Below are 12397 nucleotides of genomic sequence, written 5' to 3'. Positions count from 1 at the left end.
TGTAAAGACATCCGTACAACTTAACATTCCCCTTCAAATATGAGTTGAATGTTCACCTTCAATACTTTTTCAAGTTGTTTTTTTTGTTTTTCAGCCTGCACTTTTTCTGCTAAAGCCGATTGTTCACACACAATATGAAAAACAAGCCCCTCTTTATTTTTTTTCACTTGAATCGTTTCAATCAGTTCCCTTCTCCTCACATTTAAAGCAGCAGAAAATTGTAAAATCGCTCCTAACAAGCGAATCTTTTTTTGTTCATTTTTATCAAACCATCCTTCAAATGGTTTCAAATGCTGTTTAAATAACATTTTCGACTTATAAGATGCGATAAGTGCAAGCCTAATACGCTCTTTATGCATCATGCCGTCAATTGTTTTATTCGCCAATAAATAGAATGTATGTAGACGACTTGCTTCTGCATCTATGTATTTTCCAATATTAAACACTTTCGCGGCTTGATAAAATATACACCAATCTTTTTCTGAAAAAGAAATAATTTCAGACTCTTCAAGCTGTTTACAAATTAACGTTCCTTGCTTGATAAGTTGAACAACAAATTTCATATCCATTTCATATTCATAGGACAATAAGTGTAAACTCTCCTCTACCACATTCGGATAATAAGAAACACCTAAATTTTTTGTAAGTTCCTCATAGAAAACACCTTCTCGCAATCCTTTCCTGCTTAATACAAAGGACGGGGTTTGTATTATGCTTGCTAGCATATAAAATACTTCTACCGCTGGAATAATTGTATCAGCACGATCTTTTGCTAGCCCATCTAACTTTTGTAATTCCACAAAAGAAAGACTTTCTAATTCCTCTTTTACATCCCTTATATCCGCTTCCTTCATTTTATATAAATGTAAACCTGCTATTGGATAAGAAATTATGTTTTGATGAATCTTCACCATATTTCGAGCACTTCCACCTATCGCAATAAGAGGTAACCCTTTTCCCTTTAACCAAGGTAACGTTTCAAATTGATACCATAAATATCTTCTTAATTCTTCTGCATTTGGTGTCTCATGATGAATAAATTGTTGTTTTAAAGAAAGTGCTCCAAAAGGAAAGCTATAATATTCTATAATTTCTCGATTACGAAAATACGTAACCTCTGTACTTCCTCCACCGATGTCGACAGTAATTCCTTCCGTAAAGGAAGTTGAATTCATCACAGCTAAATAACCATAACGTGCTTCTTCATATTCAGATAAAACCCTAAGTACAAAATCAGTTTTTCCTTCTACAAGCTTTTTTATTTCTTCTTGGTTTTTTGCTTGTCTAATGGTTGCTGTCGCAACACATAGCACATTATGTAACCCGTGAAACCTTGTACTTTCCTGAAATTGAAGTAGTGTTTGCAGTAGTATATTCATTCCTTCTTCTATCAGCACACCATTTATTAAATAATTTCTTAATCGTGCCACAACTTTTGTATTTTCAATTTCCTTATAAAAACCCCCATTTTGTTTTTCATAAATCACCAATCGCATCGTATTTGAACCAATATCAATAATAGCATATTGCTGTTTCAATATATCTTTCACACTTCTCACTCTTTCATTATCAAATTTCTAAAAACCATTCCTATCACTATTATATAAAATAGTTGTTTTTTGTAACAATATTGCTTTAATATTGAAAATATACACAATCATTTTTTGTATATAATAAAAACTACTTTTATTTATGCTATAATATTGAAAAACTAGAAAGGGGTCCCACTATGAAACCTTCACAACCACAGTCTCAGTCACGCAAACAACATTCTATTGATCGATTGGCTCAATCTATTTTCATTGTGAACCGGCATGCCAAAGCTGCTACAAATCCTAAATATTTATATTGGTTGAAAAAGATTGCTTTAGAGCGTTTAATTAACGAAAAGAAAGCGATAAAAGAAGGGTTACATTTCTCTAGAAATCCACGCTTTAGTCAGCAACAATCAGATGTTCTCGTTCGATTAGGTGACTACTTTTTTCATATTCCTCCTACAAAAGATGATTTCAGTAATCTCCCGCATCTTGGTAGCCTCGAATCTTCCTATAGAAACCCAAAAACAACTCTTTCTTTAGCAATAGCGAAAAAAACACTTCAAGACTACATTGGGCCGGAAGCACTAAAACAAGAAAAAAAATTAAGCGAACCGATTCCTTGGTATCGCCGTACGTACACAAAAAAATAAAGCAGGTTTGGCCATAACGGCCAGCCTGCTTTATTTTTTCTCTTCTTTTATTTTAATGTTCGCTTGTTTATAAAATGCTACTTTTTCTGTATTATATGATTTTGTATATTCATTAAACTTATCTTTTTCAGCATCAATACCTTTATAAGATTCGTTCACCGTTTTTACTTTATCACTAATATCCTTTAATTTTACTTCTTTATCTTGAAGCATTGTAAATAACTCTTTTTCTAATTTTAATGATTTACTATAGTTATCATACATCTTCTTAAAAGACTCATGTCGTTTTTCATATGTATTTTTCACTTTATCTGCTTGTTCTTTTAATTTACCATTCTCGATTTTTTTCACATATTTTTCAACTGATTTTACTTCTTCTTGTGCTTTGTTCAATGCTTCTTTCTCTTTATCGATTACTTTTCCACGTTCCGCTGTATTTTTCATTGCTTGATCTAACTTCTCTTTCACAGCTTGATTATTATCTTTTCCTTCTTGCACAATTTGACCATATAATGTTTGACCTTCTTTTTCTAATGTCTCTAATTTTTTCGCTTCTTCAAACATCGGCTTTTCTTGCTTTGCAGCATTTTCAAATGCTACATATAATTCCTCTTCTGGTTTTGGTCCGAAACAACCAGCTAATAATGTCATAGATAAAACTGCTACAATTGCTATTTTATTATATTTCAACTTCTTTTCCCCCTACAATCTTTTCTTGTCCATTTTACACAGTGTAAAGGTTTACTTGCAACAATTTACAAATATTCTTTTTATCCCCTTAAAAGGAAAAGCGTAGAGAATGTTTCCCCCTACACTTTTTAAATGAAAAACCATTGTGCAAAAATGCATTGACACATCCATCACAATTATATGATGTTTAAATCTATTTTTAAAGACTTTTGTTACAAGATACTATTTTTTTGTAACAAAAGAGAAAAATTTGTTATAAAAATTCTCTTTTTCTTCCGTATTTTTCAAATTTATTTCCTAATACAATTGAGTTTTCACTTTACTCAACAATTCTTCTAATGTCCTTCCATCTATTGCATATGTGGCAGTATCAAATAAAAGCGTAATATTCACGACATCATCCTCTAATTCCTCTTCAACACTCTTTAATATTCGATCCCGTAATGTCGATTTCATATATCCATTGTCCACCGCAATAATTACATACTTATTTTCTTCCCACTTCGTAACAACATCACTTTTTCGAACCAATTCATTTATTTTTTTATCTTGCATACTATCTATTAACTCTCTCCACTCTTTAATAGATATAACATATATAGTAATTTCATGGCTATTTCTCTCCGATAAAGTAGCTAACTTTCCAAAAAATGAAACCATAAACTCTCTACTTTTTATCTCCTGCAACCCACTATTTCCATGCTGCTTTTGATCGTAACGATGTCCAAAATAATAACTTAATATCATTTGTATAATATAAATACTAAGTACCACTCCAAAAGACCTTTCATCTAACTTAACAATTACATCCTGCATTGCTAACCATTCTGTAATAGCAATTATATTACCAAACAACAAACCACTAATTTTCCCTTTATGCTTCATGCATTCTCCCCTTTTATACTACTATATGTTTCTATTACAATAATGTTTTTTTACAAAACAAAAAATGGACGTTCTTATTATCCATTTCTCCTTACAACTTGTATTCATCTTCTTTTTTATTTCATATATATAGTATATATCCATTATGGAAGAGAGAAGAAAATGTTACAAAAAGAAAATATTTCAGACATCCTGCGTTTTTTAGCCGGATTTCTCTTATCATTAAAACTATTATTTGAATCGTTCGGGCTTTCATTTATTACAAATGACCAAATTGATGCAATCATAAATGTTGCTTCTTTCTTATTTATTTTATACTTTGGATATAAAAATAACTATGTAGGAAAAAAAGGTTTGGAACAAAAAGAATTACTAAAAAAGCATAACCTTCATTAAAAGAGGAACCCAGTTCGGGTTCCTTTTTATTGTATCAACATCACTTCTTTTGTTTGTAGTGGTCCATATAATCGGCCTTTCTGCTGGAACGTGTATGTAGCACGTAATGAAATACTGGACGGGATTTGTATACGTGGTGCTTTGACCTGACAGATTAATTGAGCCTTTTCACCTGATAGTAATTCATCAATACGCCACCTTACAAGTTGAAATAAAAACTCTCCCGTTCCTTTATTCGTGTGTAATGTATTGGGGATATATGCAAAATGATCTCGAATCATATGACTAACGATTACATGAGAAACCCCTTCACTTCCTATGTTTTCAGCTTCTAATTGAATAAAGAGAATTTCATGTACGCCATAAACAACTTTTTGTGAAAAATTCTTCTCTTTTTGACTGCGAATTTGTAATGTTACTTCTACATTGGGGTTAGATTGTTTGCTCGTAACTTCTTTCGAACCGCCTTCCATCCACATAACAGGCTGCAAAGACAAAGGAAACAATTCTTTATCTAAACCTATTTCCCACATTTTCACAATAACCATTCACCTCATTCCAGATGTTATTATCTGTACAAATTTATTCTGCTCTCTTCAATAATAAAACCCCCTTCTCCAATTCGTTCCCTTTAAAACACCTTCCTATTTTCTCTCAATAAAAATATACGTCTTCACCATTTTTATATTTCTTCTTTATTTATTCGACAATACAATTAAAAAACCATTTTAAATAGAGATACCATACTACCCATCAGCCTCCTTTTGTTTTTTCCAATATAAAATTCCTTATCCATCAGGCTCTTACGAACCGTTTATCTCCCCACTTTCCCCTTCTCTTCCACCAAATTTCGAAGTAGGGTATCACTGGCCGCGAATAGAAGAATAAAGTAAAAAGATTTACCTTTTAGTCAAATTTGACTATAATAAAGTTTATGCTCTCTATTTTTTATCCTACTTTTGGTAAAAGGAGTAGTAAACTTATAGTCGTTACATAAAGACATACTAAAACAAGAACTACTAATAAGATTTTCCTAAAGAGCAATGAATCTTATATAAAAGGAGGGGTATGTTTGCAAGAACAAACATCTCAAAACAAAGTAAATCAAACAAAATTTGTTGTTGCCGGATTGTTACTTGGTATTTTAATGGCAGCAATGGATAATACAATCGTTGCCACTGCCATGGCGACAATTGTTGGAGACCTAGGAGGATTTGACAAATTTGTTTGGGTCACATCAGCTTATATGGTAGCAACAATGGCAGGAATGCCGATTTTTGGAAAGCTTTCAGATATGTATGGTCGTAAACGTTTTTATATCGGCGGGTTACTTCTCTTCTTAGTCGGCTCTATTCTTTGTGGTACAGCAACAAGCATTGAACAGCTGAGTATTTACAGAGCAATTCAAGGGATTGGTGGCGGTGCCCTCATGCCAATCGCCTTCACAATTATGTATGATATATTCCCACCAGAAAAACGCGGGAAAATGACGGGATTATTTGGAGCAGTTTTTGGAACGTCAAGCGTATTTGGTCCTTTATTAGGCGCTTATATTACTGATTATATAAGTTGGCACTGGGTCTTTTATATCAATATTCCGTTAGGTCTTATTTCTTTCTTCTTCATTTCCAAGTACTACAAAGAATCTCTGCAATATAAAAAACAAAAAATTGATTGGGCTGGTGCTATTACACTTGTAATAAGCATTGTTTGCTTAATGTTTGCACTAGAACTTGGTGGTAAGGAATACGCATGGAATTCCAATATGATTCTTGGATTATTTGCTACTTTTGCTATTATGCTTATTATCTTTATCTTTGTAGAAAAACGAGCAACAGAACCGATTATTTCTTTCCATTTATTTAAAAAGCAGTTATTTGCAGCAAGTCAAGGTGTTGCCTTTTTCTATGGAGCAGCTTTTATTATTTGCACAGTTTATATTCCAATCTTTGTCCAAGGCGTCCTCGGTGGTTCAGCATCAAATGCTGGATTAATTTTAACACCGATGATGGTTGGTTCTGTAATTGGAAGCCAAACAGGTGGACAATTTGCTTCACGAACAAGTTACCGTAACATCATGGTCGTATCAGGCATTTTCTTTGTACTGGGCATCTATTTACTAAGCACCTTAACAATGGAAACACCACGCGTACTCGTAACACTCTTTATGATTCTTGCTGGACTTGGAGTCGGCTTCTCTTTCTCAGTTTTAAGTATGTCTTCCATCCATAACTTAGAAATGAGAGACCGAGGTTCTGCCACATCCACAAACTCATTCTTCCGTTCTCTCGGTATGACTCTTGGTGTAACAATTTTTGGTACGATTCAAAACCATATTTTCACTGACAAATTAAAAACCGTTTTTCCTCCAGAGTTAGCAAAGATGGTACCCAAAGGCGGGGATACAAGCTTTTTATTATCACCGCATGCCACTGAAAAGATTCCACCTCAAATATTGGGTGGAATTAAACAAGCGCTCGCGATATCTATTGCCGATACATTTTTCTGGGCGCTTATCCCAGCTATTCTAAGTATTATCTGCATTACAATGATGGGTAAAGAACGTCTCTTAACTGGAACAACGAAAAAACAAAAACAAGTAAGTTAATATATGACAAAATGAAACGGTATATCTCTTTATCGAAAGAGATATACCGTTTATACTATGTATAAAGTTTATATTACAGGAGTTGAGACAGCATGAGTATGAAACTAGTCATTCTCGGTTTACTACTCGAAGGAGATAAACATCCATATGAAGTGCAACACACAATGAAAGAACGGCAAATGGATTGTTATATTAAATATGCAAAAGGCTCCCTCTACTACGCTTTTGAACAATTAGAAAAGCAAGGGGCAATTGCAGTTACAAACGTAGTACGAGATACCAATCGACCAGATAAGACTATTTTTCATATAACTAAAACAGGAATAGAACTTTTCCATGCACTGCTTTTAAAACAATTTGAAGCAAAAAACCAAATATATAAACCAATCTATTCAGCACTATCTTTCGCTCATTTTGGTGATGAAAAAACACTCATTCCTATTTTAGAAAAAAAGAGGGATGACACGATTCAATATTTACATACAATGCAATCCATATATGAACATAGCAAAGAAAGTGTTCCGCGTGCACAACTTTATATTTTAAAAAGTGTTATTGAGCATATTAGCGTTGAATTACGTTGGTTAAATGAGCTACATAAGGATGCAAGCGCTGGATGTCTTTCTGAAATTGGAATGGATATATAGTAAAACTTCTATACTTAGATGCTTTTCTCCCCAATGCTCGTAAGAATTCTCTTTAATCAAGTTCTTACGAGCAGTTTTTCTCTATTTTTGTTCTTATCTACTTTCTAATCAATAAACATTCGTTTTCTTTTGATCCTCATCTCATATTTTCTCGTTATTCTTGCATGGGAGTTAATAATGAAAAACATCTTTTTTATTATTTTTCAATTTTAGTAGCTTTATTTTCTGAATAATAAGAATTAAAAACTTTAAAATATTCTTATTTCAAAACAGTAGACAAAATTCAAAAAATTATGTTAGAATTTGTTTCAATATCATATTCGCTTGTTAAATTCCTTTCATAAAGGAAAATAGGTACACGAAGTTTCTTATTTCGTGTTTAAAAGGGAAGTTTGGTGAAATTCCAACGCGGTCCCGCCACTGTAAGTGCAGAGACTTCTTTTCTATACCACTGTGAAAACGGGAAGGTGAAAGAAATCGTATAAAGCATAAGTCAGGAGACCTGCCTATTTTAACAACACTGATAGACTCACGGATGATGATTAGGTGTTATGAACGAGGAGAAAGGGCTATTTTCTGTACCTTTATACTTTTCGTTACATGCATTTCCGAGTAAACGGAAATGCTTACTTTCAATTAGGGAGGAAATTTAAATGGCAATTCAAACAAGTAGTTTAGGGTATCCACGTATTGGATTACACCGAGAATGGAAAAAAACGTTGGAAGCTTTTTGGTCAAATAAGATTGATGAGCAACAATTTTCAACAACAATGAAAGAGCTTCGTCTGCAACATGTTAAAGTTCAACAAGAAAAAGGAATCGATTTAATTCCAATTGGCGACTTTACATATTATGATCATGTGCTGGACACAGCCTACATGCTCGGCTTTATTCCATCACGTTTTTCTGAGTTTTCTTCTTATCTTGATGTATATTTTGCGATGGCACGAGGCTCTAAAGATCACGTTGCTTCCGAAATGACAAAATGGTTTAACACGAACTATCATTATATTGTTCCTGAATATGAAGAAGGGTTAGATATTTCTTTAAAAGATAATCGACCTCTTCGCTTATATGAAGAAGCAAAACAAGAATTAGGCATCGACGGAAAGCCAGTTATATTAGGACCTTATACATTCCTAAAATTAGCAAAAGGTTATAAACAAGAGCAATTTACTACTATTTTAAACCAACTAGTTGCACCTTATGTACAACTATTAACTGAATTACACGAAGCTGGCGCACGCTTCGTACAAATTGATGAGCCGATTTTTGCATCTTTAACAAAAACAGAAATTGTAGAAGCTAAAGAACTTTATGAAACAATTCGTAAAGAAGTACCACATGTATCTCTTATTCTACAAACTTATTTTGATAGCGTAGAAGAAAACTATGAAGAGATTATTACATTCCCTGTATCCGGCATTGGATTGGACTTTGTTCACGGTAAAGAAGGCAATGTAAAAGCTATTTTAGAGCATGGTTTCCCAACAGACAAAATTTTAACTGTTGGTTGTATAGATGGCCGTAACATTTGGAGAGCCGATCTCGATGAAGTTCTTTCTTTATTTAAAACATTAAAGGACCGTGTGACACCGAAAGATTGGATTGTTCAACCTTCTTGTAGTTTACTACACACTCCAATTGACAAAACAGAAGAAACACATTTATCAAAAGAACTTTTTGATGCTCTTGCATTTGCAAATCAAAAGTTAGAAGAGCTTACATTAATTAAACGTGCGCTTTCTGAAGGTGCAGAAAGTGTTAGTACTGAATTAGCTACTTACCGCACCGCTCACGAAGCTATACGTTCTTCAGCTGCACGTAATCGTGAAGATGTGAAAGCAGCACGGGCAGCTCTTAAAGAAGAAGACTTTTCTCGTCCTCTTCCATTCGAACAACGCTATGCACTGCAACAAGAAGCATTACAATTACCGCTACTTCCAACAACAACAATCGGTAGCTTCCCACAAACTACTGAAGTTCGTCAAACGCGTAAACAATGGCGAAGTGGTGATATTACAACCGAACAATATGAACAATTTATCGAAAAAGAAACTGAAAAGTGGATTCGTCATCAAGAAAATATTGGTCTTGATGTACTTGTACATGGTGAATTTGAAAGAACTGATATGGTGGAATATTTCGGTGAACGACTTGCTGGATTCTCTTTCACGAAGAACGGTTGGGTACAATCGTACGGCTCTCGTTGTGTAAAACCACCTGTAATCTATGGTGATGTTGCCTTTATTGATGGGATGACAATTAAGGAAACTGCATATGCACAAAGCCTTACAGATAAAGTTGTAAAAGGTATGCTAACAGGTCCTGTAACAATTCTAAATTGGTCATTCGTTCGAAATGATATTTCACGAAAAGAAGTTTCATATCAAATTGCATTGGCACTTCGCCATGAAATCGAATTACTTGAATCTTCTGGTATCCGTGTTATTCAAGTCGACGAACCAGCACTTCGCGAAGGGATGCCGCTAAAAGAGAAAGATTGGGACGCATATATTACATGGGCTGTTCAATCATTCCTTCTAGCAACTTCTTCTGTAGCGAATGAAACACAAATTCATACACATATGTGTTACAGTAACTTTGAGGACATCGTAGATGCTATTCGCGCATTAGATGCCGATGTTATTTCTATCGAAACATCAAGAAGTCATGGTGAATTTATTCATACATTAGAGCATACAACATATGAAAAAGGAATCGGTTTAGGTGTTTATGATATTCATAGCCCTCGTGTTCCGAGTAAAGATGAGATGTATACAATTGTAGAACAATCCTTAAAAGTATGTGATCCAAAATACTTCTGGATTAATCCAGACTGCGGTTTAAAAACAAGAAGAACCGAAGAAGTTATACCTGCTTTAGAGCATATGGTTCAAGCTGCTAAAGAGGCTCGTTCTCTTCTAAAAACAAACGCTTAATAAAAATAGGTTGTCCATTTAAAGGACAACCTATTTTTTATCTATATATATCTTCTAACTAGCTTCCTTCTCAATTAAAACAGGTGATGCCATATAGAAATGATAAAAGACTCAATCGACACTTACTGCTCATAATACACCGGTACAAATAAAATGAAAGCCAAAATAAAAAACCACATTGCAGTGGCTTTTTCATTCTTTCTCTTCAAAAAACAGTTCATACCGGACTCTGTACAGCTCATCATCTGTCGGTTCTTCAAGCGGAATTGCTTGCATCACTAACATATATTCACCTTGCGGAATAGAAATATGTAATTTACTTGAAAGAATGCTACTTATAAAAACACCCTCATTACCTACAGTAAATGGTGCTGATATCGTTCTCATTACCTCTTCTTTCTCAACGTGTTTTCCTGCAGATACTTCGATTTCACACGTATAATCAGCAATTGCCTCAAAAATAATTACACCTTCTGCTTCAGCATAACCTCTCTCAAAATCTTCATTCGTCCAGTCTACATAAGGCTGTTCTCCATCATAATTCATCACAATCAATTGCGAATAGGAAATTGTTAACTCCATATATATCATTCCCTTCAATCACTGATTAGAATAGCTTTCTACTACTTCACTATAAACTTCACGCGCGTACCGTCCGGGTACTTATCTAGTTTATTCCCAACCCACGAACCTGCACCTCTATTATCGGCTGGACTAATATATTCAATATGTGCACCTTTTCCACCTTCTTTACACATCGCCATTGGCCATTCATCACGATCATATCCTTTTTTTGCTGGATATGGAGCTAGAGACAACTTTCTTCTATCAGCTGCACCACTTCGGTCAATCGTACACACTTTAGAATGTCCTTCTTTCATCGCATCTGCAATATGTTTTCCTGTTTCAGGATAGCGTTCTTTTGGAAATTCTAGAACTTGATCATATGTAACTTCTTTCTGGTTCTTTGGTTCCTCTGATATAAACGCTTCATAAACAGCAACCAAAATAGAAAGAATCGCAATAATCGAAATGATAATGCCTTTTAATTGTTTCATATATGTACCTCCGTTTTTAACCCAATTTCTTTTCCCAGGCTATTATAACAAACTTTCTCGATACATGTTTTCAGACATTATTTTATCCCTTCCTCTTCCTTACGCCAAAAACATTCATTTTTATGCAACTTTTCGCTAATCATGTAGAAAACTTCTGGACTTCCGACATTCTTTTTCAAAGGAAGTCCAAATAAAAAAATGGAATTTGTATATACGATACTTTTTGGGGAGGAAATGTTATGGAGGCGACATATAAAACGAAGGATGTTACAAATAAAACAGGAATCCCGAAACATATAGTTCGAAAATATAGTCAAATTTTAGAAGAAAATGGTTATATAATCGCAAAAACCGCTGATGCTCGTATATATAAAATGGATGATATGAAGCTTTTAAAATCAATTCACGAACGAGCAGCCACACTACAAGAAGATATTACAGAAACAATCTCTATTATTTTAAAAGAAAAAGAGAATCCACCTGTGCCGATGATAAAGAAAAATCAAGAAGTTCAATCAAAAGAAGAAGGTCGAAATTTTGAAGAATTTATGTTAAAACTTGAGATGCTCGCACAATTAAACGAAGCGATTATTCATCAAAACTCAACCTTAATTACACAAAATCGCTTAAAAGATGAAAAACTAGATGAATTAATGCAACAAGTCTATGTAAAAGAAGGAACACAAGAAGAAATGCTACAAAAACTTATTGATCATGCCGCTCAAACAGATGCCCTGCAAAAAGAAAAAATGGACTTATTAATGAATCATATGTATAAGCGTGAATCCAAGCAAGAAGAAAAAATGAATAAACTTGTCAATCAAGTTTATACGAAAGATAGCAATCGAGATGCACAACTTATGCAAGTCATTCGTGAAATTCAAGAGACAAAACGACTAGTTGCCGCCTCAAAAGAGCAAAGTTTATTTCAATCATTTAAAAATTTATTTGTTCGAGTCAAACCAGAAAAAACAAATGAATAA

12 protein-coding genes and 1 riboswitch are annotated in these 12397 nt (G+C 33.9%); of the genes, 6 read left to right on the top strand and 6 right to left on the bottom strand.

Features of this window, described 5'->3' with window-relative positions; all coding sequences use genetic code 11:
- Window positions 1-20 precede the first annotated feature (20 nt).
- Window positions 21-1550: a Ppx/GppA family phosphatase gene (locus tag LOK41_RS06420; protein ID WP_241815756.1), complete on the bottom strand. Its 1530-nt coding sequence runs from the start codon at window positions 1548-1550 to the stop codon at window positions 21-23.
- 179 nt (window positions 1551-1729) lie between these two features.
- Between LOK41_RS06420 and LOK41_RS06415 the strand changes: the two genes are divergently transcribed.
- Window positions 1730-2188 (top strand): YkyB family protein, encoded by a 459-nt coding sequence (locus LOK41_RS06415; RefSeq protein WP_174099224.1) that lies wholly within the window; start codon window positions 1730-1732, stop codon window positions 2186-2188.
- A gap of 30 nt (window positions 2189-2218) precedes the next feature.
- Here the strand turns inward: LOK41_RS06415 and LOK41_RS06410 are convergent, their stop codons facing one another.
- Together LOK41_RS06410 and LOK41_RS06405 are read right to left on the bottom strand one after the other, a co-directional pair.
- Window positions 2219-2839 carry a YkyA family protein gene (locus tag LOK41_RS06410; RefSeq protein WP_241815925.1) on the bottom strand — a complete coding sequence of 207 codons (621 nt, stop codon included), beginning with the start codon at window positions 2837-2839 and terminating at the stop codon, window positions 2219-2221.
- A 336-nt stretch (window positions 2840-3175) separates the two neighbouring features.
- On the bottom strand, window positions 3176-3763 hold the full coding sequence (locus LOK41_RS06405; RefSeq protein WP_241815755.1) for a diguanylate cyclase: 588 nt from the start codon (window positions 3761-3763) through the stop codon (window positions 3176-3178).
- 162 nt (window positions 3764-3925) lie between these two features.
- On the opposite strand from LOK41_RS06405, the gene LOK41_RS06400 reads away from it, so the two are divergent.
- Window positions 3926-4159, top strand: coding sequence for a phage holin (locus LOK41_RS06400; RefSeq protein WP_174099222.1), 234 nt, complete (start codon window positions 3926-3928; stop codon window positions 4157-4159).
- 26 nt (window positions 4160-4185) lie between these two features.
- Here LOK41_RS06400 and LOK41_RS06395 read toward each other — a convergent pair whose 3' ends face one another.
- Window positions 4186-4698 carry a hypothetical protein gene (locus LOK41_RS06395; protein ID WP_241815754.1) on the bottom strand — a complete coding sequence of 171 codons (513 nt, stop codon included), beginning with the start codon at window positions 4696-4698 and terminating at the stop codon, window positions 4186-4188.
- Window positions 4699-5231: 533 nt separating this feature from the next.
- Here LOK41_RS06395 and LOK41_RS06390 point away from each other — a divergent pair.
- The 3 genes from LOK41_RS06390 to metE all read left to right on the top strand — a co-directional run bounded on the left by LOK41_RS06390 (window position 5232) and on the right by metE (window position 10356).
- On the top strand, window positions 5232-6767 hold the full coding sequence (locus LOK41_RS06390) for an MDR family MFS transporter (protein ID WP_241815753.1): 1536 nt from the start codon (window positions 5232-5234) through the stop codon (window positions 6765-6767).
- Window positions 6768-6859: 92 nt separating this feature from the next.
- On the top strand, window positions 6860-7414 hold the full coding sequence (locus tag LOK41_RS06385) for a PadR family transcriptional regulator (RefSeq protein ID WP_241815752.1): 555 nt from the start codon (window positions 6860-6862) through the stop codon (window positions 7412-7414).
- 335 nt (window positions 7415-7749) lie between these two features.
- Window positions 7750-7938: riboswitch (cobalamin riboswitch) on the top strand.
- A 129-nt stretch (window positions 7939-8067) separates the two neighbouring features.
- Window positions 8068-10356 (top strand): 5-methyltetrahydropteroyltriglutamate--homocysteine S-methyltransferase, encoded by a 2289-nt coding sequence (gene metE, locus LOK41_RS06380; protein WP_241815751.1) that lies wholly within the window; start codon window positions 8068-8070, stop codon window positions 10354-10356.
- 192 nt (window positions 10357-10548) lie between these two features.
- On the opposite strand, the gene comJ is transcribed toward metE, so the two are convergent.
- Window positions 10549-10938, bottom strand: coding sequence for a competence protein ComJ (gene comJ, locus LOK41_RS06375; RefSeq protein WP_241815750.1), 390 nt, complete (start codon window positions 10936-10938; stop codon window positions 10549-10551).
- 41 nt (window positions 10939-10979) lie between these two features.
- Complete coding sequence (gene nucA, locus LOK41_RS06370) at window positions 10980-11414, bottom strand: DNA-entry nuclease (RefSeq protein ID WP_241815749.1); 435 nt, start codon at window positions 11412-11414, stop codon at window positions 10980-10982.
- A gap of 239 nt (window positions 11415-11653) precedes the next feature.
- On the opposite strand from nucA, the gene LOK41_RS06365 reads away from it, so the two are divergent.
- The gene (locus LOK41_RS06365; protein ID WP_174099215.1) at window positions 11654-12397 is read left to right on the top strand and encodes a DUF3967 domain-containing protein; all 744 of its coding nucleotides are present in this window, start codon (window positions 11654-11656) and stop codon (window positions 12395-12397) included.

It is taken from the genome of Bacillus sp. TL12 (assembly GCF_022625245.1).
Lineage (GTDB): Bacteria > Bacillota > Bacilli > Bacillales > Bacillaceae_G > Bacillus_A.
Note: the sequence above shows the minus strand (reverse complement) of the source record. Positions and strands in the feature narration are given on the sequence as shown.